The sequence below is a fragment of the Sulfuricurvum sp. genome (assembly GCF_028681615.1).
In the GTDB taxonomy this organism is placed as follows: domain Bacteria; phylum Campylobacterota; class Campylobacteria; order Campylobacterales; family Sulfurimonadaceae; genus Sulfuricurvum.
In genome coordinates this window covers 390,537-415,273 of sequence record NZ_JAQUHV010000001.1, presented here as the reverse complement: position 1 = coordinate 415,273, position 24,737 = coordinate 390,537, and the positions used below count along the sequence as shown (strand labels likewise).

The 24,737-nt window shown below is 44.6% G+C and carries 25 protein-coding genes; 19 read left to right on the top strand and 6 right to left on the bottom strand.

Features of this window, described 5'->3' with window-relative positions:
• Positions 1 to 48 precede the first annotated feature (48 nt).
• On the bottom strand, positions 49 to 495 hold the full coding sequence (locus PHE37_RS02120) for a globin (protein ID WP_300008138.1): 447 nt from the start codon (positions 493 to 495) through the stop codon (positions 49 to 51).
• A gap of 135 nt (positions 496 to 630) precedes the next feature.
• Between PHE37_RS02120 and PHE37_RS02115 the strand changes: the two genes are divergently transcribed.
• Positions 631 to 2,046 carry an aldehyde dehydrogenase family protein gene (locus PHE37_RS02115; RefSeq protein WP_299995761.1) on the top strand — a complete coding sequence of 472 codons (1,416 nt, stop codon included), beginning with the start codon at positions 631 to 633 and terminating at the stop codon, positions 2,044 to 2,046.
• Positions 2,047 to 2,186: 140 nt separating this feature from the next.
• Entirely contained in the window at positions 2,187 to 2,654 is a 468-nt protein-coding gene (gene bcp, locus PHE37_RS02110; protein ID WP_299995760.1) for a thioredoxin-dependent thiol peroxidase, read from the top strand.
• Positions 2,655 to 2,686: 32 nt separating this feature from the next.
• Here bcp and PHE37_RS02105 read toward each other — a convergent pair whose 3' ends face one another.
• Entirely contained in the window at positions 2,687 to 4,255 is a 1,569-nt protein-coding gene (locus PHE37_RS02105; protein ID WP_300008136.1) for a DUF3373 family protein, read from the bottom strand.
• 304 nt (positions 4,256 to 4,559) lie between these two features.
• Here PHE37_RS02105 and rpsB point away from each other — a divergent pair, with 304 nt between their 5' ends.
• From rpsB to fliR, 4 genes are all read left to right on the top strand, one after another.
• Positions 4,560 to 5,342 (top strand): 30S ribosomal protein S2, encoded by a 783-nt coding sequence (gene rpsB / locus PHE37_RS02100; RefSeq protein ID WP_299995756.1) that lies wholly within the window; start codon positions 4,560 to 4,562, stop codon positions 5,340 to 5,342.
• Between the two features lie 2 nt (positions 5,343 to 5,344).
• On the top strand, positions 5,345 to 6,412 hold the full coding sequence (tsf, locus tag PHE37_RS02095) for a translation elongation factor Ts (RefSeq protein ID WP_299995754.1): 1,068 nt from the start codon (positions 5,345 to 5,347) through the stop codon (positions 6,410 to 6,412).
• An 89-nt stretch (positions 6,413 to 6,501) separates the two neighbouring features.
• On the top strand, positions 6,502 to 7,143 hold the full coding sequence (locus PHE37_RS02090) for an ABC transporter ATP-binding protein (protein WP_299995752.1): 642 nt from the start codon (positions 6,502 to 6,504) through the stop codon (positions 7,141 to 7,143).
• 4 nt (positions 7,144 to 7,147) lie between these two features.
• Positions 7,148 to 7,912 (top strand): flagellar biosynthetic protein FliR, encoded by a 765-nt coding sequence (gene fliR / locus PHE37_RS02085; protein WP_299995751.1) that lies wholly within the window; start codon positions 7,148 to 7,150, stop codon positions 7,910 to 7,912.
• Here the strand turns inward: fliR and PHE37_RS02080 are convergent.
• A complete protein-coding gene (locus PHE37_RS02080) occupies positions 7,904 to 8,383 on the bottom strand; it encodes a hypothetical protein (protein ID WP_299995749.1) in 480 nt (159 codons plus the stop codon). The two genes, fliR and PHE37_RS02080, sit on opposite strands and share 9 nt — an antisense overlap.
• A 77-nt stretch (positions 8,384 to 8,460) precedes the next feature.
• Here PHE37_RS02080 and PHE37_RS02075 point away from each other — a divergent pair, with 77 nt between their 5' ends.
• From PHE37_RS02075 to argS, 4 genes are all read left to right on the top strand, one after another.
• On the top strand, positions 8,461 to 9,960 hold the full coding sequence (locus PHE37_RS02075) for a hypothetical protein (protein ID WP_299995748.1): 1,500 nt from the start codon (positions 8,461 to 8,463) through the stop codon (positions 9,958 to 9,960).
• Complete coding sequence (gene gmk, locus PHE37_RS02070) at positions 9,957 to 10,580, top strand: guanylate kinase (protein ID WP_299995746.1); 624 nt, start codon at positions 9,957 to 9,959, stop codon at positions 10,578 to 10,580. The genes PHE37_RS02075 and gmk overlap by 4 nt, the downstream gene beginning before the upstream one ends.
• An 84-nt stretch (positions 10,581 to 10,664) precedes the next feature.
• Positions 10,665 to 10,922 carry a twin-arginine translocase TatA/TatE family subunit gene (locus tag PHE37_RS02065; protein ID WP_299995744.1) on the top strand — a complete coding sequence of 86 codons (258 nt, stop codon included), beginning with the start codon at positions 10,665 to 10,667 and terminating at the stop codon, positions 10,920 to 10,922.
• 3 nt (positions 10,923 to 10,925) lie between these two features.
• Entirely contained in the window at positions 10,926 to 12,506 is a 1,581-nt protein-coding gene (gene argS, locus PHE37_RS02060) for an arginine--tRNA ligase (RefSeq protein WP_299995742.1), read from the top strand.
• A gap of 28 nt (positions 12,507 to 12,534) precedes the next feature.
• On the opposite strand, the gene PHE37_RS02055 is transcribed toward argS, so the two are convergent.
• Positions 12,535 to 13,281 carry a flagellin gene (locus PHE37_RS02055; RefSeq protein ID WP_299995740.1) on the bottom strand — a complete coding sequence of 249 codons (747 nt, stop codon included), beginning with the start codon at positions 13,279 to 13,281 and terminating at the stop codon, positions 12,535 to 12,537.
• Between the two features lie 143 nt (positions 13,282 to 13,424).
• Between PHE37_RS02055 and aguB the strand changes: the two genes are divergently transcribed.
• Complete coding sequence (aguB, locus tag PHE37_RS02050) at positions 13,425 to 14,273, top strand: N-carbamoylputrescine amidase (RefSeq protein WP_299995737.1); 849 nt, start codon at positions 13,425 to 13,427, stop codon at positions 14,271 to 14,273.
• Between the two features lie 52 nt (positions 14,274 to 14,325).
• The gene (locus PHE37_RS02045) at positions 14,326 to 15,114 is read left to right on the top strand and encodes a J domain-containing protein (protein WP_299995735.1); all 789 of its coding nucleotides are present in this window, start codon (positions 14,326 to 14,328) and stop codon (positions 15,112 to 15,114) included.
• Here the strand turns inward: PHE37_RS02045 and PHE37_RS02040 are convergent.
• Both PHE37_RS02040 and PHE37_RS02035 read right to left on the bottom strand, forming a co-directional pair.
• Entirely contained in the window at positions 15,097 to 15,951 is an 855-nt protein-coding gene (locus PHE37_RS02040) for a DUF234 domain-containing protein (protein ID WP_300008134.1), read from the bottom strand. The two genes, PHE37_RS02045 and PHE37_RS02040, sit on opposite strands and share 18 nt — an antisense overlap.
• Before the next feature lie 118 nt (positions 15,952 to 16,069).
• Complete coding sequence (locus PHE37_RS02035) at positions 16,070 to 16,399, bottom strand: hypothetical protein (RefSeq protein ID WP_299995732.1); 330 nt, start codon at positions 16,397 to 16,399, stop codon at positions 16,070 to 16,072.
• A gap of 94 nt (positions 16,400 to 16,493) precedes the next feature.
• Here PHE37_RS02035 and PHE37_RS02030 point away from each other — a divergent pair, with 94 nt between their 5' ends.
• Genes PHE37_RS02030 through PHE37_RS02000 form a run of 7 tightly spaced genes read left to right on the top strand, consistent with a single transcriptional unit; the run spans position 16,494 to position 24,472 of the window.
• The gene (locus tag PHE37_RS02030; RefSeq protein ID WP_299997907.1) at positions 16,494 to 17,510 is read left to right on the top strand and encodes an aldo/keto reductase; all 1,017 of its coding nucleotides are present in this window, start codon (positions 16,494 to 16,496) and stop codon (positions 17,508 to 17,510) included.
• Positions 17,482 to 17,982 (top strand): hypothetical protein, encoded by a 501-nt coding sequence (locus tag PHE37_RS02025; RefSeq protein WP_299997905.1) that lies wholly within the window; start codon positions 17,482 to 17,484, stop codon positions 17,980 to 17,982. Before PHE37_RS02030 ends, PHE37_RS02025 begins: the two co-directional genes overlap by 29 nt.
• Positions 17,969 to 19,117, top strand: a complete 1,149-nt coding sequence (locus tag PHE37_RS02020) for a pyridoxal phosphate-dependent aminotransferase (RefSeq protein ID WP_299997903.1) — start codon at positions 17,969 to 17,971, stop codon at positions 19,115 to 19,117. The genes PHE37_RS02025 and PHE37_RS02020 overlap by 14 nt, the downstream gene beginning before the upstream one ends.
• Before the next feature lie 30 nt (positions 19,118 to 19,147).
• Positions 19,148 to 19,996, top strand: a complete 849-nt coding sequence (nfo, locus tag PHE37_RS02015; RefSeq protein ID WP_300008132.1) for a deoxyribonuclease IV — start codon at positions 19,148 to 19,150, stop codon at positions 19,994 to 19,996.
• A complete protein-coding gene (locus tag PHE37_RS02010; protein ID WP_299996719.1) occupies positions 19,996 to 21,198 on the top strand; it encodes an outer membrane protein transport protein in 1,203 nt (400 codons plus the stop codon). The genes nfo and PHE37_RS02010 overlap by 1 nt, the downstream gene beginning before the upstream one ends.
• The gene (locus tag PHE37_RS02005; protein WP_366881101.1) at positions 21,195 to 22,739 is read left to right on the top strand and encodes a long-chain-fatty-acid--CoA ligase; all 1,545 of its coding nucleotides are present in this window, start codon (positions 21,195 to 21,197) and stop codon (positions 22,737 to 22,739) included. The genes PHE37_RS02010 and PHE37_RS02005 overlap by 4 nt, the downstream gene beginning before the upstream one ends.
• Positions 22,736 to 24,472: an ATP-binding protein gene (locus PHE37_RS02000; protein ID WP_299996716.1), complete on the top strand. Its 1,737-nt coding sequence runs from the start codon at positions 22,736 to 22,738 to the stop codon at positions 24,470 to 24,472. The genes PHE37_RS02005 and PHE37_RS02000 overlap by 4 nt, the downstream gene beginning before the upstream one ends.
• Positions 24,473 to 24,737 lie beyond the last annotated feature (265 nt).

Sequence of the window (24,737 nt, the reverse complement as noted above, 5' to 3'; positions counted from 1 at the left end):
GTTGCGATTTAAGGTTTATTAAGAGAAAATTCCCGCTGCGCGGGAACATTAATGTGAAGGTGTATTGATCATCCAAATCGAAAAAATATCGATGTAGTTCCAAAACGATTGAATGTATTCTGGATTAATTCCTTCTGCTTCGAGTGGAGGGAGCAGTTCAGCATAAAATTCCAACCAACGGCGGCGTGCAGCTTCATCGATACGAAACGGTGCATGTCGTCCTACCATTCGCGGCTCACCTCGTGTTTGGGCAAAATAGTCCGGCCCTCCGCAGATTTGGATAAAAAAATCGGCGGCATGCTTTTTAGCGGCACTGAAATCATCTTCGTCATTGACAGGGAACAAAAATGCGATGTCACTGTTTCGGATCATCTCATAATGGTCGTCCACCAATTTTCGAAAACGTTCTTCTCCCACTTGAAAGAAAAATCCTGGATGCGGTTTGGTAACGGGAGGTCTAACTCCGAGAACTCCATCGGTGATCGTAAAATTCATAAGTATATCCTCTGCGTATTTTTGAGACACATTCTAAAAGGAAGATGAAAAGAAACTCCTTAAAAGATCCTCTTCTTCCTCTTTTTAGGTGATGATTTGTATAATTGAAACATAATTAACAACGGAGTTGATGGTATGGATGCACATATTTGGATGGGATCACGACAAGTTGTTGCACAAGAGTACAGTGAACGCATCAGCCCGTATGATGGAAGAGTTGTTTCCCGTGCGGCAGAATGCAGTGCCGAAGATGCTCGTCAGGCACTTGTTACTGCGCAAAACGCTTCCAAAATCGCTAAAAAAGTCCCTTTGCATCAGCGATGTACATGGCTTTTGGATGTTGCGGCAAAACTCAAAGAACAGCGCGAAGAGTTTGCAAAGGTGTTGTGTGATGAGGTAGGTAAGCCGATCACCTATGCACGGATCGAAGTGGATCGGTGTGTCGAGACGATGACCCTCTCAGCGGAAACAATGCGTACGATGCACGGTGAGACGATCAATACCGATGCGATGGAGAGCGGTCGTAAAGCACATGCGTATTGGCGGCGTGAGCCTGTAGGGGTAGTCGTGGCGATTACCCCGTTTAACTTTCCGCTTAATCTCGTTGCTCATAAACTTGCCCCCGCACTTGTAGCCGGAAATACGGTAGTCTTGAAACCGACTCCGGAAGCGCCGCTTTGTGCGTATAAACTGGCACAACTTTTTATTGAAAGTCCGTACGCTACACCTGACGCATTGAGCGTCGTCTACGGCGATGCGGAGGTTGGAAGTGCTTTAGTCGGCAGTGATATCCCGAGAGTCATCAGTTTTACGGGATCGGTTGGGGTCGGAAATATCATTACAAAAAGTGCGGGGATTAAAAAGATCTCCTTGGAACTCGGCGGTAATGCGGCAACGTACATCGATACAAGTGCCGATTTGGAATATGCCGCAGGGCGTTGTGCCATCGGTGCATTTGTCAACTCCGGGCAAGTGTGTATTTCGTTACAGCGTATCTATGTAGACAGCTCCATATACGACGAATTTGCTCTTAAAATGGCGGAAGCAACGTCTAGACTTGTGGTCGGTTCGCCGTACGAGGAGAACACTTTTTTAGGACCGTTGATCAATGATGAAGCCGCAGAACGTGCGATGAATTGGATCGAAAGTGCTATCGAAGAGGGTGCTCGTGCATTGACACCTCCGCATCGGGAAGGACGAATCTTTTATCCGTGCGTCATGGCGGATGTAACTGAGTCGATGAAAATTGTATGTGAAGAGGTATTTGCCCCGATCGTGAGTCTGGTACGGGTAAATGGAATCGATGATGCAATAGAGCGGATGAACAATTCGCCGTACGGATTGCAGTTTTCGATCTTTACCAATAATCTCGCCCATGCAACGAAGGCGATTGATGAGCTCGATGCGGGCGGCGTAGTGATTAACGATATGCCGACGCTCCGGTTTGACATTCAGCCCTACGGCGGTGTCAAGCTCAGCGGTGTCGGACGTGAGGGACCGCGATTCGCTATCGAAGAGTTTACGGAGATAAAATCGATCGTCATTCTATAAAAATTCCATGATCCAACACCAAGAGCCGCTCCGAAGGCAGTAGTGCCGAGAGGAGCGAGCGTTCTTGGATCATGGTATGTTCTTTTGGTACTTTTCTTACTAAAAAGAAAAGTACATAAAATTAAAAGAAGGAATAAACAATGTTAGAAGTAGGAACCACAGCCCCCGATTTTTGTCTAAGCAACCAAGACGATGTAGAGATCTGTTCACGCGATTTGCGCGGAAAATGGATCGTCCTCTATTTTTATCCGAAAGATTCGACACCCGGATGTACGACCGAAGCGTGCGAGTTCAGCGATGCAATGGATGAGTATGATGATATGGGTGCGATCATTTTGGGTGTGAGTGCCGACAGTACCAAATCACATCGTAACTTTATCGAGAAAAAATCACTTGGAATTACATTGCTCAGCGACCCGACCACGCAGATGATGCAAGATTACAGCGTATGGGCAATGAAGAAAAATTACGGCAAAGAGTACATGGGGATCGTCCGCACAACCTATATCATCGATCCGAAAGGGATCGTAAAAGCGGCATGGGCGAATGTAAAAGTAAAAGACCATGTGGCAAAAGTAAAAGAAGAACTTGCGAAGTTACAAGCATAATTTTCCCGCAAAAGCGGGAAGATAATTGTGGGTTAGAATTTATAGCGGATATAGGCACGAATGTCTTGGGCTTTGTCGACAATACTGCTTTGCATCGGCGCAGGTACGTCGCCAATAGCCATAGGAGTACCGCTCGTACTTCCGAAGAAACCGTTGCTGCCGCTATAGTCATAGTTGATATAGGTATAGCGAAGCTGGAAAGTGAGGATATCATTGACCAGAGGTTCCGTAAAATAGACTTCATACGCATCACCGCGAGCGGCGATTTTAGAACCGATCAGAGTGTCTTCACCATAGGTGATCGGACGCCAGTATTGGCTGCCGTGATTAAATTCGACTCCCCATCGTCCCTCGTCGCTGATAAGAGACGGAAATTGTGTACCAATCCAGTAGCTGTATCCGGTTTTACTCTCGGTTGAGCCGAGCATTGTTTTAGCGCCATACGGATCGGTTTTGGACATTGCACCACTTACAAAGATGATGGAATCATCCAAAAACTCGCTCCATCCGTCTCCGATACCGTTTACCATAGCAAATGCAGTCGCTGTGTGGAGTCCTCCTACTGCTTCCATAGTAGGGTCATATCCAGTAGATGTAGCAGGAACATTGTTCGTATTAAAGCCTGAGTCTTTTATGTCGATGAGATTGTTGGCATAGGAATATTGAAAACCGGTGCTGTATTGTTTGTCATCATAAGGGACGACGATAATTCCGCCCATATCGATAGTGTTTGTAGCATCTTTGCTTGTTGCATAAGGAGCTGGGTTGAAGCGCGGTTCTGCATTGCTCATACCTCGTCCGGCACAAAGTTTAAAGTACGATCCGGAGAGACCGGTAAGCTCTTCGGTTCCGAATTTTGCGCTTGCACCGTCAAATTCGACATTGATTGTATGGGCAAGGGGAGAGGATGCTTTCATATCATCACGGAAATTGATGAGGTGCCCCTCAGTAGATGGGCGACGTCCGATACTGAATGTCCATGGGATATCGAGTCCTGCGAGTTCATCATCTGTGTAGAAAAAGTAAGCGGAACGGACGCGTAGAGTATCATCATAAGCGCTTTCTCCGCTTACCCAGTCGAAACCGTCGGTATTATGTGTGTTATCCGGACTCAATGAACGCTGTCCAAAAATTTTGTTGTAGGCGAGCTGGCCGACAAAACTGAGATTCTTGGTCGCGGCATAACTCATATTAAGCCACAAACGGTTGCTGAGAACCGCATTGTTTTTTTCTGTGCTTCCATCGGCCATTTTGTAGTTGAGATTATCGATACTGGTTCGGAAGTCAACTCCGAATTTCAAATTATTACCGTTTGTTTTTTTGTTGATTTCACTGATTTCATCTTGGAGATCTTCAACGGTTTTGGCAAGATCTTTCGGCTCATCGGCAGAAGCAGTTTCTATTTTTGCACCGCTTTTTTCAACTGTCGGAGTACTCGCCGCTGATTGCGCTTTTTCTGTTTTAATGGCATTGAGTTCAGCTTTGAGTGCCGCCATCTCTTTTTCCATTTTTTCAAACCGTTGCATTAGTGTGTCGTCTGCAAATGCGCTCGTAGTAAGCAGCGCGGCAGCGACAACAGAACCTAGGATTCGTTGTGTCATTATTTCTCCTTATTTAAATGCCCATGCATTGCTGGTACTGATATTAACAAAAATTATATAAAAGTAATTTGAATAGGGAATTTTTGTGTGATAAAAACGTGACGAAGATGCCAATATTAAACACAGCTAAAATTAAGTGCCATTTCAGTATAATCCGCCCGATTTTCTCTCTTCTAAACGTTTTGACGTGAGAAAAAAATCGCAAGCGTTTGTCGCAGTTCTCGTGCACCCGATGTCTCATCGGCTCTGTTTGCGCTCGCCCAAGTAAACGAAGAACACAATATTTCTCTATCAGGAGTCCCTTATGGTCACAATGAAAGACCTTCTCGAATGTGGTGTACACTTCGGTCACCAAACACGTCGTTGGAATCCGAAAATGAAAAAATACATTTTCGGTGTTCGTAAAAACATTTATATCATCGATCTTCAAAAAACATTGCGTTATTTCCGCAATGCGTATCAACAAGTAGTTGATGCTGCAGCTGAAGGCAAAACAGTTCTTTTCGTCGGAACTAAAAAACAAGCACGTGTTGCGATCCGCGATGCAGCTGAAAAATGCGGTATGCCATACGTTGACAACCGTTGGTTGGGTGGAATGTTGACAAACTTCCCTACAATCCAAAAATCAATTCGTAAACTTGATATCATCGAAGAGATGCAAGCAAACGGACAAATCAACCTTTTGACTAAAAAAGAAGCGTTGATGATGGATCGTCAAAAAGAAAAATTGATTGCATACCTCGGCGGTATCCGTCATATGAAAACATTGCCTGATTTGATGTTCGTAATCGATGCGGTAAAAGAACACATCGCGGTTCAAGAAGCGCGTAACCTTGGAATCCAAGTTGTTGCTCCACTTGATACCAACTGTGATCCTGACGTTATCGATATTCCAATCCCTGGAAATGACGATGCAATTCGTTCTATTCAACTTTTCTGTAAAGAAATGGCTGAAGCGATCAATGAAGGTAAAGCACTTCGCAACGGCGGAAACGACGAAGCGGTAGCGGAAGAAGAAGTTGCATCTGAAGAAGCTGCAGTTGAAGCGGCTAGCGAAGAAGCAGCAGTAGTAGCAGAGGAAGCATAATCATGGCAGAAGTTACAGCAGCGATGGTAAAAGACCTTCGTACGGCGACTGATGCGCCTATGATGGATTGTAAAAAAGCCCTCACTGAATGTGATGGCGACATGGAAAAAGCAAAAGATTGGTTACGTGACCGCGGTATGGCTCAAACGGCTAAAAAAGCGGATCGTGTAGCGGCTGAGGGACTTTTGGGTCTTAAAGTATCTGAAACATTTGCATCTGCTTCACTTGTTGAAGTTAACTCTGAAACGGACTTCGTTGCAAAAAATGACGGCTTCATCGCTCTTGTCGGAAACACTGCGGCGCACGTATTTACTACGGGTGTCAGTACGGTTGAAGAATTGAACGAAACATCGTATGAAACAGGGACTTTTTCTGAGTATTTCACGGCTCAAGTCGCTCGTATCGGTGAAAAAATCGTAACTCGCCGTTTCGTAACCCTCAATGCGGGTGAAAACGGATGTGTAAACGGTTACGTTCACTCAAACGGACGTGTCGGTGTTTTGGTCGCGGCAAAATGTTCAGATGCAAAAGTAGCTGAAGCACTTGCACCAATGCTTAAAAACGTTGCAATGCACGCTGCAGCAATGAAACCGACAACTTTGACCTCTAAAGATTTCGATCCTGCATTCGTAGAAGCGGAAACTATCGGTCGTATCGAAGCGATCAAAACTGAGAACGAAGAATTGGCACGTTTGAAAAAACCGTTGAAAAACGTTCCTCAATATATTTCAGCTTCACAATTGACTCCGGAAGTTATGGCTGCGGCTGAAGAAGCGATCAAAGCGGAATTGGCAGCAGAAGGTAAACCGGAAAAAATTTGGGCTAACATCATCCCTGGTAAATTGGCTCGTTTCGTAGCGGACAATACTACTTTGGATAAAGAGCTTGCACTTTTGGATCAAAACTATGTAATGGATGATTCTATGACCGTAGCTGAAGCGATCACAAAAGAAGCAGCCAAACACGGTGGAACTGCTGAAATCGTCGAATTCGTTAAATACGAAGTCGGTGAAGGTTTGGAGAAAAAAGTCGATAACTTCGCAGAAGAAGTCGCTGCTCAAATGGCGTAAGCCAGAGAGAATTTCACTATTCATTCCCGCTTCGGCGGGAACCTTTTTTTCTTCCTCTTTATTAATCTAATTTCCTTTATAATTCCTCTATGACACTTTTAAAAGCAACCTCATTAACGCATGCCTTTGATTATCCGCTTTTTGATGACATTTCGTTGCATTTGGATGCGGGAGAATCGATTGCAATTGTCGGTGTCAGCGGAAGCGGAAAATCGACATTGATGCATATTCTCTCTTCACTTTTGCACCCTTTAAAAGGCAATGTGGAGCTTTTTGGACATGATATTTATCGTTTGGATGATAAATCATTGGTAAAGTTACGCAGAAATGATCTAGGGATGATCTACCAAAGCCATTATCTCTTTAAAGGGTTCAGTGCATATGAAAACCTCGAAGTCGCCGCACTTCTCTCCGGTGAGACAATCGACCCCGCATTGTTAAAGCGTCTTGGTATCGATCAAGTGATTAACCAGAAAGTGACGGAGCTCTCCGGTGGTCAACAGCAGCGTGTATCGATAGCACGCGTTATGTCAAAAAAGCCCCGTTTGATTTTTGCGGATGAGCCTACCGGAAATCTTGATCATGCTACGGCAGTGGAAGTCATGGAAATTTTTGAAGATTATCTCAAAGAGCATCAAGCAGGAATGGTTTTGGTAACCCATGATGAAGCTTTGGCTGCACGATGTACTCATATTTTCCGTATGCAAAACGGACACTTGAAAGAGGTTTGATCGGATGGAATGGGCACAAATATTTAGCGAAGGCCGAACCATCGCTTTTATATTATTGTTTACCCGTTTTAGCTCTTTATTTATGGCCGTACCGATATTTTCGCATGCCAATATTCCTATTACAATCAAAGCGGCTATGGCGTTTTTCTTTACTATCGTTTTTTTCGGTGCCGTCCCTCCGCTAAACATACCTACCGATGCTTTGAGCTTGACTGTCGCTATTTTAGGAGAGATGCTCTTTGGCCTTGCCATCGGTACGGTATTACAGTTGGCATATAACGTCATTACGTTTGCCGGTGGGCAGATATCGTTTATGATGGGATTCTCTCTGGCATCAGCCATTGACCCGCAATCTGGGGTTTCGATGCCGATCATTAATCAGTTTCTGTCTTTGATGGCTTTGATGATTCTGTTGGTTTTTGATTTGCATCACTGGATACTTTTATATGCATCCGCATCGATCAGTGCTGTCCCTTTGGGAGGATTTATGGTCACTCCCTCATTATTTAAATACATCATACATGCAGCGGCAAATATGTTTGTCGTGGGATTTATGATTGCATTTCCGATTACCGCACTTTCAATGCTTGCCGATGTTATTTTCGGAATGTTGATGAAAACAATGCCGCAATTTAATCTTCTCGTCATTGGGATGCCGATCAAAATAGCGATTTCATTTCTTGTACTGATGGCGACGCTGGGGGCTACCCTTATGATTGTAACTTCACAAACTCAGGATGCATACAATTTCCTGGAAAAGCTATTCTAAATAGAGTTTTGCACTGCTGATGAGCGGATTGAGAGAGCGTCGGATCTGTTTAATTGTCTTGGGATTATCGCTGCATCGAATACTGGAGCGGATAAAAGAAAAATCTTCTTCTTCAATCGCACCTGGAAACGTGCAGACGAGCGAATGATCGATGATTAAGGTACTCGTATCAAAAGGATGCGGTGTGCTGTAGAGTTCGATATGATCATACTGTACCATGGAAAGAGGGTCTCTATGGAGATCGTTTAGGACTAACGTGACGTTTTTCCCGTGTTTGGCTGCTTGCAAAATTCCTTTTTTCAGTTCAGGGTGATTAAATGAGTGCGAAATCACAATAATGCGTTCCGAAGCATTTTTCATTGCTTTATTCAACTGATAGACACAATAGCTGTGTTGGTCAGGGAAAAGATAAACACTCTCCTTGCTATAAAGGAGAGTGATAGTAAAAAGAAGCCCAAGAAGTTTTATCATTTAATTTTTTTTTAGTTACAATGATACCATGAAGCTTTTGACAGAACAAGAGCGGGTTAAAAGGGGTCGAAACGATCATGAAAATTTTGCTTTTTAACGATAATCCGGTTGTCCGAAAGCTGGTGGCTCTCAGTGCACAAAAAACGAAAGATGATTTGAGTGTTATTTGGTCGGTGGATGAAGTCGAAGAGAGCGGATATGATTTAGTCATTATTGATGATGCACTCTACAGCGATGAGATGTTTGAATCGTTGAAAGAGCATATTACTTTTAGAAGTGCTTTGCTTATGGCAACACGCGGGAAAGCGATTCCGGCCGGATTTGACAACGTGATCAACAAACCGTTTCTTCCAACGGATTTGGTCGATATGTTCATTCAAATTGAGAAGAAGTTTTCGGAAAGTTCAGCGAAGAGACCGGAAGTTGTTTTTGCAGAAACTCCGATCGAAGAACAATCTCCTGTACATGCGATCAATCTAGAAGAAACCCTCCCTGATTTGGCCGAGGAAGAAGATACTTTTGACTCTTTTGATTTAAATGAACTGGATGATCTTGGAGAAGAGTTGGAGTTCAATGACGGAATTGAGTTGGATACGTTAGACGAAGACAATTTGGGAACAGCAATTTTAGACAAAGAAGAGGTTCAAGAAGTTCAGGGCTTATTGGAAGATACTGAAAGCGATAATTGGGATTTAGAGGATGAGATAACCCTAAGCGGGATAGATGAATCGAATGAGATTAATCTGACAGGAGATAATCTTAGTATTGCAGACGAATTAGGTGAATTAGAGCCGGTTAAGAGCACGATGGATGAACTCGATGAGATGAATTTCGAAGAAGATGATCTTGAAAGTATGGATGACTTAGGTACGTTAGTGCCTGCCGATGACGCGATGGATGAGCTTGATGAGATGAGTTTGTCAGAAGATGATCTTGGGTTAAACGATGGATTCGGTGACATAGAGTCTCTTGCGGATGATGAAGATTTTGATTTTGCAGATGAACTGGTTCCTACTCCTGAATCGGCAGTTGCGGCTGAAGAAGAGGTCGATGTTCCACAGATGGATGAAGAGGATCTTATGCTGTTGGACGATGATGGATTGGATGATCTGGAAGCACAGATTCAAAGTGCAGTGGATAGCATGGAAAGTGATGCATTGGATGAAGAAGTGGATGCTGAAGATTTTGATATGTCGCTGGATGAGAGCATCCTTGAGGAGTTGAAACTTCCGGATCTTGACGAGGATGATAAGTTGGGCGGATTGGATGAGTTGGATATGCTCGATGAACGCGAACTTAAACTGGCTATCGGTGAAGAGGTAGAAGATTTACCCGAAGCCGAGGAAGATACAGATGAGGAGCTATTTGTACCTGAAGAGACAAGTTCCGAAGAAGAAACAACTGCTGAGGCTTTAGAAGCGGTATCCGATGAAGTGATGGATAGCGGTGAAGTGACCCATGCCGAAGGGGTCGAAGCATTACAGGCACTTTTAAAAGCCCTTTCCAATGAAGAGGTCGCAAAGTCGCTTAAAGGGCTTAATATCAGTATCAACATCAATTTCGGGAATGAAAAGTGAATCAGCAAAGCGGAGCTATATTGGTATTATCCGGTCCAAGCGGTGCAGGTAAAAGTTCGTTGGTAGCAAAAATCATCGACCATATCGGCCCTACCTATTTTTCAATATCGACAACGACTCGTCCTATGCGAGAGGGTGAGATAGACGGTGTGCACTATCACTTTGTCAGTGTTGAGGAATTTAAGCGAGAGATTGAAGAAGAGATGTTCCTAGAATATGCAGTTGTTCACGGGAATTATTACGGGACCTCGTTAGGGGCGGTAAAAAATGCTCTTAAAGAGGGAAAACTGGTGATTTTTGATATTGATGTCCAAGGACACGATGCGGTTCAAAACCGTCTGAGCGATATCACGACATCGGTATTTATTACAACCCCAACCCTCGAAGAGCTAAAGCGCCGTTTACATAGCCGTTCAACCGACAGCGAAGAGGTGATAAACAAGCGTATTGAGATGGCAAAACGGGAAGTTCAGCGTATCAGCGAATACGATTTTTTAGTTGTGAATGATAATCTGGATGAAGCTGCGGATGTTCTGATTTCGATTGCCAAAGCGGCACGGATGAAAATCCCGACTCTGCAGATCAATGAATTCGTTCAATTGTGGGAAGCTAACGCGTAGAAATCCACACAAATCTCATAAGGACGGTTACAGCAAAGCGGCGTTATAATGTTTGCTTAATCTTCCAGTAAAGGAACTACCTCAATGGCAATGCCAAGTGGATCTGAATTATTATTAATTTTCGGGATAGTCGTATTACTTTTCGGTGCGAAAAAAATTCCTGATCTCGCAAAAGGTTTGGGTCAAGGGATCCGCAGTTTTAAAAAAGAGATGAAAGACGATGAAGCACCGCCGCCGACACAGGCAAAAACTACTGAAACGGTCGATGCACCAAAACAGGTAGAGTCTTCTTCTACGGCAACTATCGTAGAAACCCCTCACGATCACGTAAAACAAGCGTAACCATTGAAACAGCGAGTCAATGCGCTGTTGCGCGATAAATTTAATTGTGATGTTATCCTCGAAAAGCCGAAAGATCGTTCTTTCGGACACTTTGCTACTCCCATCGCTTTTTCATTAGCTAAAGAACTCCGTAAGTCTCCAATGGCAATTGCCGAAGAGATTGCAACATCGTTCAATGAGAGTGAAATGTTCTCTGCCGTCGAATCGGTCAAAGGGTATATCAATTTCCGTCTTTCCGAATCATTTTTGGATGAGTATGCTTCTTGGGCATTGAGCCACGGTGAGCAATTCGGCAGCAGTGATAAAAAAGGCTCTATCCTTCTCGAATTCGTCAGTGCCAATCCAACAGGACCTTTGCATATCGGACATGCACGCGGTGCGGTGTATGGGGATACGATGCTGCGTCTCGGACGCCATTTGGGCTACGATATTACGGCAGAATATTATGTCAATGATGCGGGAAATCAAATCGATTTGCTCGGAGTTTCGTTGCAGCTAGAAGGGCGCAGTTCGCTATTGGGCGAGAGTGTTGAATGGCCTGAAAAATACTACCGCGGCGAATACCTCAGTGATTTGGCCAAAGAAGTCGTAGAGCTTTTCGGTGAAGAAGCACTTCGTGACGAGAGCCGTCAAAAAGAGCTTGCATTGTGGGCAAAAGACAAAATTTTAGCCCTTATCGTGGATGATCTGGCTGCGATCAATGTCCATTTCGATACTTTTGTGGGTGAAGCATCGCTGTACAGCGAGTGGGATCGCGTCATGGCAAAAATGGGTGAGGGTGTCTATGTGAATGAAGGTAAAACCTTTATCCGTTCATCCGATCTCGGCGATGATCATGACCGCGTCGTAGTTCGTGAAGACGGCCGTCCGACTTACCTAGCAGGTGATATTATCTATCATAACCAAAAGTTTGAACGAGGATATGATGATTACATCAATATCTGGGGTGCGGATCACCACGGTTATATTGCCCGTGTGAAAGCGGCAATTAGCTTTTTGGGCTACGATTCATCCAAGCTGGAAGTTCTCCTTTCTCAGATGGTGAGTCTTCTCAAAGACGGTGAACCGTTTAAAATGTCCAAACGTGCCGGAACGGTTATTTTGATGAGTGATGTCGTCGAAGAGATCGGTGCGGAAGCATTGCGCTTTATGTTTGCAAGTAAAAAATGCGATACAGCATTGGAATTTGATATCGAAGAACTAAAGCGTCAAGACAGCTCGAATCCGATCTATTACATCCAGTATGCTCATGCCCGTATTCAAACACTGATTTCTAAAAGTGAAAAGAGTATGGATGAGATTATGCTCTCTCATTTACACGATTTGAGTGCGGATGCGGACGGATTATTGTTTGAAGCATTGTTATTGCCGGAAATTATCGAAGATGCATTCGAATCACGTCAAGCGCAAAAAGTACCGGATTATTTGAAAGTATTGGCTGGAAGACTGCATAAATTTTATTACGACACCCGTATTATCGGTACGGAAGACGAAGCGAAATTGCTTAAACTTCTTCTTGTTGTGGCACTCTCTATTAAAACCGGACTCTCACTGCTCGGAATCCAAGCCAAAGACCGGATGTAAAAAATCCGGTTTTAGGCTCCACTCTCTCTTATCCTAACAATCTGCCTATTGTTTGACGCAGCGTATCGTTTTGATGGACGATTGCAATTTGTGCAATGGTGAGTTTGGCATTGCTTTCTTGAAAATCACTGATCGCTTTAGCGATATCGGTATCGGAAATTTGACTTTTAGCCGCCGAGGTTGCACCGATTTGATCTAAAAGATTATTGGATGCACTGATGAAAGTATTGGTAGTCGAACCGATATCCGATCCGGCTTGAGCCAAAGAATCCCGATATGCCTGAATAGAGTCCTGATTATCGATAGAAAGAGATGACGGTGATAGATTCGGAATAGAAGCCGACACAGTTGAATTGCCCAACGAAAAAGTTGAGTTGCTGCCAAACAACGCTTTCCCGTTAAAACTGGTGCTGTCGATACTTTGCTGCATAGATGCGACAGTACGGCTAAATTCGCTTTGAAGAGCCTGCTTTTGAGAGTCGTTCAAAGCAGCACTGTTGTAACGGACACTGAGGTCATTCAGTGTTTGTGTTTGATCGCTGAGAGAGCTGAGAGTACCGTCGGCTATTTGCAACATCGCAATTCCGCTCGTCGCATTTGAAAGCCCTTCGGACATGCCGGACATGTCACTTTGCAGCATGGACGCAAGCAAGCGCGAAGCACTGTCTTCCATGCTCAATTGCTGGGCAGCAGCCACTTTTTCAAGCGTTTTATCACGTTTGCTTACTTCAGAATTAATCTGCGGTAACGGATTGAATTGGGGTTCTAATTTCATAGTTTCCTCCTTTTTCATCTCTAATTTTATTAGAATATCACTGAATAGATTAAAACAGAATAACATCTCATGAGTAGATAGTGCACGAGGCGTAACGCAGCAATGCTATAATTGCGAAATGTGAAATGCTACAGGAGTAGGGAATGGTTAAAGTTGCGGCGATACAGATGCAAATGAGCGGGGATAAAGCTTCCAATATCCTCAAAGCGGAAACAATGGTGCGTGAAGCGGCAGGAAAGGGAGCCAATATTATATTGATCCCCGAACTGTTCGAAGGGTACTATTTTTGCAAAGATATGGATAAAAAATATTTTGAATGGGCTCAACCGCTTCTCAATAATCCACTCGTCGGACACTTTAGCACTTTGGCGCAAGAACTCGGTGTCGTGCTGCCGATCAGCTATTTCGAGCGAGACGGTGAACGCTATTTTAACTCTCTTGTCATGATCGATGCGGACGGTACCGTGATGGAAAACTACCGTAAAACCCATATCCCTGACGGTCCCGGATACGAAGAGAAATTTTATTTCGAGCCGGGAGATACCGGATTTAAAGTATGGCAAACCCGCTACGGCAACGTCGGTGTCGGCATCTGCTGGGATCAGTGGTTCCCTGAAACGGCGCGTTGTCTTACCCTGATGGGTGCCGATATGATTTTCTACCCTACGGCGATCGGAAGCGAGCCTGAGATCGGTGTGGATTCGGCATCACACTGGCAGCGGGTACAGATGGGGCACTCTGCGGCAAATATCATCCCAGTAATCGCAGCCAACCGGATCGGAGAAGAGGTCGGAGAGAGTTGTACTTTGACCTTTTACGGCTCATCGTTTATCACCGATCATACGGGTGCAAAGGTTGCCGAAGCTTCTCGTGAGAAAGAGGAGATTCTCTACAGCGAGTTTGATCCTGTATCGATTCGCGAACACCGCCATTATTGGGGTCTTGTTCGCGATCGCCGTCCGGAGTGTTATGGAGAGATTGTGAAACAATAAGGTGGAACTCCTTTTGCTTTAGTGAGGTAATGAATCACTAACGGGGGTTTCCATGAAAGTTGTGTTACGCAATAACGCTATCTTCGTCCAAGGGAGTTCAAAAACCCTCGAAGAGCCGTGGATGGAGGAGTTTTTTGACCATCACATCCATAACACGCTGTTTTTGGATAACGGCGTATTGGTGCTCAATAATGAAAATTCTGCAAATCAAAAAGAAGAATTCTTAGAGAGTCTCGGTAAACGCTATGCAAAGGCCAATGAACTCTCAGGCTCTTTTTACAGCCGATCCCTAAAGCGCTGCAAAACGGCGGCTGTCCGTATCGAAGTGCCGTATCGAAAAAGTGAAAAAGTGGATGTCGAACTCTATGCCTATGGACCTGATCGGGTGAAGATTTCTCTTGTGACTCCGAATCTCTGGGTGATGCGCTATCTCAAACAGCAGCTCTCTTCGCTGTTGGTCAACTCCACATCGACGGATCTTTATATCGATGTATCTTCTTCGCTTGCCAAAGCACGACTCGAAAAAACCCTTAACCGCCGCGAAGTACTTCATTTCATCATCAACTACCGATACGACGATGCGTTTATGAGCCGATTGTACGGCAATTATCGCGGATGGGGATATGGAAACGATGCGATCGATAAGATGATCCGTTATCATGCTATTTTTGAAATTCCGATGGGCTCAGCGCCGGAAGATTTGAAAAAACGGTACCGTATGCTGGCACGACGCTACCACCCGGATCGTGTACAAACGAAAAGTCCTGAAATCATTAATAAATACACACAAAAATTTCAGCTTCTCCAAGAAGCGTACGGCGCACTACAAGCGGTCAGTTAAGCCAGATAAATCTTCGGCACTGAAACGATAGAGCCGTTTGTCCCGGAGGGCGTTTAACTCATTTGAGAAACCCCGTTTGGTAAAAAGGAAAATTTTATCCGGCGCGATGGAGAGTTTGGTGCATTTTTCTTCGAGTTTGTGAAACTCTTTTTTATTCACTTTATGGTTTGTCCATTTGCACTCTCCGACCCATGTTTCCCCCTCCATCGTTTCGGTGAAAAGGTCTATTTCCACTTCACGATCCCAATAACTGCCTGAATCGAGGATATCGCTTTGAAATTTCGGTGCCAAAATATCTCGGATGTACAGATCGCATAACTCTTCGAAGGTAAAGCCGACAAATGCATTGAAATAGGTATGAAAATGCTCAAAAAAACGTTCCGTATTGCCTTCTTGAATCTGTTTACCGAAGGGTTCGACGAAGGCAATCCAGAAACGCAAGAAAGGGGATGTAAAGCGAAATTTGTGTGAGATGCGATGGTGTTCGATCTCTTTTTTGAACCGCTGTTTCGGATGCGCGCGCTGCAAGGGCATTTCACGTGAACGCTCCAGTGTCAGATAGCCGCTGTAGCGTAAAAACTCAAACGCCTCATTGCCCCGTTCTTTGCCGATGCGGGCACGACGAAATGCCGATCCCTGACGCCGATCCCCCACCGCGATTGCGTGTAAAAGGTTAAGGTAGAGCGGTTCGTTTTGCAAAGGGGTGAGGAGTCGTTCGCGATGGAGTTCAAACGGTGTCAGGATATGGCGGGAAATAAGCGATTCGATCAGCTCATCGGCGTCAATGGGCTCATCATAACCGCCGAAAATGGCAAACAGTTCAATGCACTGCTCCATATCTTTCGGCAAATTACGATGAAAAAAATCGCTTATAAGGTTTCTATTCATTGAATAGATTATAACGAATATCTGAACGGTACACTAGAGGAAGAATAAGGCAATGGAGTGTTCGCCATTAAGAAGCGAGCACGGTTTCTATGTTTTTTAAAATCTTGTTGACACGTTCTGAGTATTGGGACAATTTATTGGTATAGGTATTCGCAGCCGATGCGTTTACTTCGAGTTCTCCGAGAACATCCATCATTGTACGGACGAAATCACGGTGGTCGGCACATTCATGGCATACCGTCGAATTCGAACACATGCCACTGTTCATAGTAAAATAAGCCTCTTCTGTTGCAATGCTCAGTTTTGTAAAATAGTCATTATTTCTTTTTTCCTGACTGCTTAGCAAATTGCTGATATTTTGAAATTGTTTTTTTGCCTCACTTAAAACATTTTTCATCGTTGTCCCCTGTTAAAATATGACGAACTTATATTGTATCTCAAAAAACGGTAGAATACAATTACAAAATAATGATTAAATAAAGAGAGAAATTATGCAGTATCGCTATATCGGGCGCAGCGGTTTACGCGTATCGCCGATTTGTTTAGGCACTATGACATTCGGAAGCCAGTGTGATGAAAAAACGGCATTTAAAATTATGGATAAGGCGTATGAGGCAGGAGTTAATTTTTTCGATACGGCCGAATTGTATCCTGTTCCGCCGGAAGAGAAACTTGCCGGATTGACAGAGGAGATGGTGGGGCGCTGGTTAAAGTCCAAACCGCGTGAGAGTCTTATTTTGGCGACAAAAGTTGCCGGTGCGGCGTCGGGATGGTTTGTTCCGCCGATCCGTCACGGATACACGGCGATTGACCGTTTTCACATCGAACGGGCGATCGAAGGGTCGCTGAAACGGCTCGGTACCGATTATATCGATCTTTATCAGATGCATTGGCCCGATACTGTTATCCCAATTGAGGAATCGATGCGGGCATTTGACGCATTGGTGCAAAGCGGAAAAGTCCGCTATATCGGAACGTCGAACGATACGGCGCGGGGTACGATGAAATCACTGATGGTGAGCAAGTACGAGAAATTGGCACGCTTTGAATCGATCCAAAATAATTTTTCGCTCCTCAATCGCCGCGATTTGACCGAAATCGGCGCATTGTGCCGTGAAGAGAAGATTTCGCTTTTGCCGTATTCTCCTTTGGCGGGCGGGGTTCTCAGCGGAAAGTACAACCAAAGTGCCGATGTCCACGGACGCTTCAGTGAGTATGTGAAATCGCCGAATAACCGTCAGCGGCTTATGGCAGCGCGATTTTTGAACGATAAAACGCTTGCTTCGACCCAAGAATATCTTCGTATTGCCCATGAAGCCGGGCTTGATCCGGTGACGATGGCGATTGCATGGAGCAAGCAGTTCGATTTTGTCGCATCGACGATTATAGGAGCCACGACACCTGAGCAACTTGATGCATCGCTTTCGGCAATGAATGTAACACTCAGTAGTGAAATTTTGAAAGCGTTGGATGGTGTTCATGCAAAAATTCTTTATCCTATGGGGTAGTCTCCTCGTTCTGTTGATCGGGGGATGTGCGCAAAAACACTATGAAATCAGCAAGCCCAAACTGATCGTTCTAAAAACGCCGAAAATCAAATTCGCCGATACGGGATACATCCGTTCCAGCGGTGAGAGCGTCGAAGCAGAACTGTTTACGGCCGGAGTTGCGGTAGAGAAGATTTCGATTGACGATAAAGTGTGTATTAGCAGCGGGTGCATGAGTGAAGAGGCATTTGTACGGGATTATCTCTCTCCGGAATATCCGAAAGATATACTTAGACGCATTCTTCTCGGCGAACAGATCTATAGCGGACAAAACACAAGCGAGCAGTGCAGCGGGATACGAACCCAATACATCCGAAACGATAAAACGGATATCGTCTATCGTCTCAGACCGGACGAAACCTATTTTAAAGACCGGATGAACGGCCTTATTATAAAAATCAGTGATATAGAGGACAATAATGCGACTCAGTGAACGCAGCGGAACAATCGAACAATCCCACATCCGCTCAATGACAAGAGCGTGCAACGCACTGGGTGGAATCAATATGGCACAAGGGGTTTGCGATCTCGAAGTTCCCCGCGAGGTGATCGAGGGGGCGTATACGGCAATGAAAGAGGGGATCAATATTTATACCCCGACAGAAGGGTTGCCCCGATTGAGAAACGCAATATCTACGAAAATGAAACGCTTTTATGACGTCGAAATCGTGCCCGAACAAGTACTGGTCTCAGACGGTGCGACAGGGGCGTTTTATACGGCGTGTATGGCACTTTTGAATCCCGGTGATGAGGTAATATTGTTCGAACCCTATTATGGGTATCACCGCTCTACACTCGCGTCACTCGGAGCCGTACCGACATATGTACGTCTCGAAGCACCGGAATGGAAGCTCGACATGGGAGCGCTCGAAGCAGTCATTAGCTCTAAAACTCGTGCGATGGTGATCTGCAATCCCGCCAACCCGAGCGGTAAAGTGTATACGCGTGATGAGTTGGAGCAAATCGGAGTATTTGCCGAGAAACATGATCTGATTGTTTTTGCCGATGAGATGTATGAGCACTTTTTGTACGGCGATGCCGTTCACATCACGGCTCTGGATATTCCGAGCCTCAAAGATCGATGCGTTGTCCTCTCCGGTTTCTCAAAAGTGTTCAGTATCACCGGATGGCGTTTAGGGTACGCGATCGCGCCCGTGAGTGTTATCGAAGCGATGGCACAGCTCAACGATCTCATCTACGTTTGTGCCCCCGCACCATTACAGATCGGTGCCGCGGTCGGGTTGGAAGAACTGGGAGATAGCTATTACAGTGAGCTTGCCCGTATTCATGAATATAAACGCGACCTTTTTTGCGGTGCTTTGCGGGATGCGGGTCTGATCCCGAGTATTCCTGGTGGTGCATATTACGTCATGACCGATGTGAGCACGGTTGCGGGGAGTGATGACTTTGAAAAAGCGATGGAAATTTTAGAGAGAACAGGGGTTGCATCGGTTCCTGGACGGGCGTTTTATCACGACGATGCAGGTCGTCATATGGTTCGCTTTTGTTACTCTAAACCTCTCGATGTACTCGAAGAAGCGGCGGAGAGAATCCGTAAACTTTGCTAAAATACCATTACTAAATATCAGGAATTGATTATGTCTAAATTTGTCGGAGCTCACGTTTCCGCTTCGGGCGGAGTTTTTAACGCCCCTCTCAACGCAATGGCAATCGGCGCAAACGCGTTTGCCCTTTTCACGAAAAATCAGAAGCAATGGGCGGCAAAACCGCTTGATGATGAGACGATAGGATTGTTCAAAGACAATCTTGCCAAAAGTGGTATCTTGGCTAAACATGTTCTTCCTCATGACTCGTATCTGATCAATCTGGGACATCCCGAAGAGGACAAACGGCAAAAATCGCTCGAAGCATTTATTGATGAACTCAACCGATGCGATCAGCTTGGACTGGATCGTTTGAACTTCCATCCGGGGAGTCATCTGAAGCAAATCAGTGAAGAAGAGTGTATCGAACGGATCGCTATGAGTATGAATGAAGCTTTAAGCGTTACCAACGGTGTCACTTTGGTAATCGAAAATACAGCGGGTCAGGGGAGCAATTTAGGATGGCGTTTTGAGCATCTGAGCGCCATTATTGAGCGTATAGAGGACAAATCACGGGTGGGTGTGTGTATCGATACGTGTCATATGTTTACGGCAGGTTACGATATCCGAACCCGTGAAGCGTATGATGCAACTTGGGCGGAATTTGATAGAATAGTCGGGTTTAACTATCTCAAAGGGATGCATATCAACGATTCCAAACCCGATTTGGGAAGTCATGTCGATCGGCATGACTCAATCGGAAAAGGGAAACTGGGCGTTGAGCCGTTCGGATTTATTATGAACGATCCGCGTATGGATGACATTCCTCTGGTACTGGAAACGATCGACGAGACGATCTGGGCGCAGGAGATAGAACTACTCTATTCACTACAGGAGAAATAATGAGAAGTTTGGTATTACTGTCCGCTGCAGCAGCGACGGTTATGGCTGGGGGATATGCGATCCCTGAGAGTTCGATTAATGCTACCGCGCTGAGCGCAGCGTATGTGGCCAATGCTCATGGTGCCGATGCAGCGTACTATAATCCTGCGGCAATGGTCTACAACGATGATGCAAACCTGCTCGAAGTGGATGCGACGTATATCGGACTTTCAAAGATACATTATGCAACTTCAAGCGGATCAGCTAATATTGATTCAAAAAACGAATCTTTTTTGGTGCCGACTTTCCATTATAGTTCTAAAAAATTAGGAGATAATGGTGCACGTTTAGGATTTAGTATAGTGGCTCCGGCAGGGTTGTCGAAGCGTTGGACGAGTGCTCCGGCTGTTTATAGTGCAGAAGAATTTACCCTGAAAACGATAGAGATTAATCCTTCTATAGCAGTACCTTTAAGCGATACAGTAAGTATGGGTGTCGGATTTCGAATTGTTCGGACCGATGGCGTTGTTAAGAGTACAGCTCCTGGCCCTGCATCAAGAGATTTGACAGGTGACGCGATTGACTATGGATATAATTTAGCTTTAGATTACCGTCCGTTATCGAATGTATCTTTAGCAGCAACATATCGTTCAAAAATTGATTTAAACGTGGAAGGAAGTGCTAACCTTCAATATGGGCCTTCAACTTACAGCGGTGCTGCCAGTGTAACGATTCCACTTCCTGCAGCTCTTAATCTTGCGGCTGCTTATTCGTTTGATTCTGGAACTACGGTAGAAGCTGTTTATGAGAGAACTTTTTGGTCGGCGTATAAAAATCTAGATTTTAATTATGATGGTACCGTGAGTGCTGCAACGGTTGCTTTTGGCACAGCCATTCCAAAAAATTATGAAAGTACTAACAGCTACCGTCTTGGTTTGACCCAAAAATATGATCAATGGACGGCGATGGCAGGGATAGCGTATGATGAAACTCCTACACCGGAAGCAACTCTTGGCTATGAACTTCCCGATTCGGATGCATGGATTGTATCTCTCGGCGGCCGCTATAAAATCGATGAATCATGGAATATCGGTTTAGCAGGTTTGCTGGACATGAAGCAAAACCGTGAGGTACATCAAAGTACCGGCAGCAACCCGATTAACGGTGAATTTACCAACGCACGGGCGTATTTGGTCACGGCCGGAATTGAGTATCGCTTTTGATCCACTATCCGTATGAGAATTTTTATGAAATGCTTTTTCTCATTACCGAGGAAAAGTCATCCAAGAAGGTTATCTTTATCGAGGATAAGAGTTATACGTATACCCAATTTTTAGAGAGTGTTGATCGGCTGGCGCGTGCACTCGAACTTGTTTGTGTAGGAAAAGGGGATAGGGTTGCCCTTATCTGTCCTAACAGTGCAGAATTTGTAATGAGTGTTTTCGCCGTTAGCAAGCTCGGTGCGGTAATCGTACCGATTAACACGATGCTGAAAAATGAGGAGTATCGCTATATTCTGGATGACTGCGGTGCAAAAATATTGATTACCGCATCTAAGTTTGCCAAAGAGGTGGATGGTTTATGCGAAAGTGTTGCCTCAATCGAACATACGATATGGATCGATAAAGCACCGAAGGAGAATACGTGCCATCTGGTGTTGGATGAAATTCTTACCAACCATCTGCATATACATACCCCAAGCCTGGCAAAGCTCGATGATACGGCCGTCATTTTTTACACGTCCGGTACGACGGGACACCCCAAGGGTGCGATGATCAGCAACCGTAATCTTTTCTCCAATTTTGTAGCAGCTCGCGAGAGATTTGATTTGAGCACAAATGACCGCTTTATCGTCTATCTGCCGATGTTTCACTCGTTTACATTTGCTATCATGGTTGTGTTACCGTTTTTTATGCGTTCTTCCCTTGTCATTGTTCCATCGATTTTGCCGTTTAGCAATATCATCAAACAAACCTTATTGAAACGGGTAACAGTATTTATGGGGGTTCCTGATATTTACAATGCACTTATCCGTGCGAAGCTTCCGTGGTATTTTTTGTGGTTCAATTCGATACGTATTTTTGTGTCCGGAGGTTCGGCACTGAGTGAAGACACTTTGAGCAAATTCAAAGCGACCTTCAGGCGTGCGACGATGCTGGAAGGGTATGGACTGAGTGAATGTTCTCCTGCGGTAGCGGTTAATCCGATTGAGAAACAAAAAACGCTTTCGGTCGGTTTGCCCCTTTATGGCTATAAAGTTAAAATAGTCAATGAGGAGATGATGGAACTTCCGATTGGAGAAGCGGGTGAATTAATCGTCAGTGGAGATTGTGTGATGCAAGGGTATTTGAACAATCCGGAAGCAACTGCAGAGACGATCCAAAACGGCTGGCTTCGCACAGGCGATATCGCAAAAGTCGATGAGGAAGGCTATGTTTATATCGTTGATCGGATTAAAGATTTGATCATCTCTAAAGGGATAAACATTTATCCCCGGCAGATTGAAGAACAAATGATGTTGCTTCCTTCTATCAAGCTGGCTGCGGTTATCGGTGTGAATGATCCTCATAGTGGAGAAGTTCCCATCGCTTTTATTGAGCTTGAAGAGGGATATGAAAAAACGACAGCGTCTGAAATAAAGGGACAGCTTAAAGAACATCTTGCTGCGTTTAAAATCCCTAAAACCATAACCGTGGTAGAATCATTACCGAAGACCGCAACAGGAAAAGTACTCAAACGAGTCTTAAAACAAGGAAACTATTGAAATACCTTATCGATTTTCTAGAAAACAAAACCATTGAAAAAACCCATATCTTTTCGCAGCTCAAATGTACGGTAGAAGAGGCAAAAATTTTGCAGCTTTTGACCCGGAAATTTTTACAGTCTCAAGAAGATGTTATTGTCGCCGAACTTCTCCAAGAACTTCACGGTGCGGATGATTATTCGTATCTTAGCCACTTTGGAGAGGTAAAAACGTTGTTGGAACTAGGGTGGATTACCCATCACTCTTTTACCCCGATCAAAATCAGCGATATGTCACACCTGGAGCTTTATAACACGCCGGTCGCACTTACATCGGTCTTTATGAAACTCCTCGAAGAGGGGTCGTTAGAAATGACGCTTCCCGACATCAAACCTTACGCCGATCATTTGGAATATCTGCAAGATCAGTTTTTCCGTATCGAGCTGTATCAAAAGATGTCGATTATCCGCCACAACGGGAATGAACATTCTCTGGGGATTAACCGTATCCAAAACAAGCTCGATCTTCTCGAAAAACGGATTGATGAGCGGATTGCTCAGACATCGCTGGATGTAGTATTGGATCGTTTTTTCAAACAAAAGAAACTGGAACCCAAAGAGCAGGTGATTTTTTTAGCACTGCTCAAAGAGGAGTACAGTGCTACCGAAGGGAATCTGCGGGAAATGAATACTCTGATCGATTTGATCAGCTTTGACGATTACGAGCGGATCAAAAACCGTGCTCTTCTCGAAGACGGTGCCCGCCTGATTAACGAAGAAGTGATTGACTATGAGGAGATGCTGAACCCGTTCGGCGGAATCAGCCGTGCTTTTTACATCGTCGATGAGGTGCTTCAGTCGATTATGCATCCGCAGAAAAAGAAAAAAGTGCGCAAACTCAAACTTGATATGCTGATTAAAGAGCAGGAGATTTTCGAGCTGATCGAACCGACGACGTCACTTGAAAATGTCGTTTTGAACCCTACAACGGAACAAACGCTTCAAAACTTGATGCGTCAACTCGATCGGGAAGTGATTTCACGACTCCATGAATGGGGGATCAAAGATAAAAAAGCGGGGATTGACGCCCGTATTATATTTTACGGCCCTCCGGGTACGGGGAAAACCCTTACGGCGCATTCATTGTCACGATCATTGAAACGGCAGGTACTTAGCTTCGACTGTTCTAAAATCCTCTCGATGTATGTGGGCGAATCGGAAAAAAATGTTCGCAAAATTTTTGATACCTATGCCGATTTGACCCGCCAAACAAAAACCGAGCCGATTTTATTGCTAAACGAAGCCGATCAGTTTCTCTCGTCCCGTTCAGCCGGGATCGGTTCCTCTGCCGACCAGATGCACAATCAGATGCAAAACATCTTTTTGGAACAGATCGAAAAATTTCAGGGCATCCTGATCGCAACGACCAATTTGCTCGAAAACATCGATCAGGCATTTTCACGCCGTTTCAACTACAAAATCGAGTTTAAAAAACCGGATCAAAAACAGCGTCTTACGTTATGGAATATGATGCTTCCTAAAAATGCGCCGTACGAAAAAGGATTTGACATTGAAAAACTGGCAGCTTATCCGCTCACGGGAGGACAAATCAACCTGATTGTCAAAAATACGGCGTATCACGTTGCTGCGAGAAAAGAAGGGATATTCAAGCATGAAGATTTCATTGCCGAGATCCAAAAAGAGCGTTCGGGGAGCTTCGAAGGGGAGAAATCGATGGGGTTCATTAACCACTAAATGACCGATTTTTCAGAGGATGTTGTCATCCTCTAATCCTATTACCTCACGCAAGTACTTTGCCCCCATACTTACTGATACTCTTTCATCAATGCCCAATAAAAATATTTTTTATAGAAATGTAGAAAATCGTGACATATTTGATGCGTAGTATTCTATTTTGTTACAAAAAATAACACTTGATAGCAAAGCACGCATTTTATGTGTTTCTTATAGTGACAACAGCAAAAAAAGATAAATGATTGATAAATGATTAAGGGTTTGC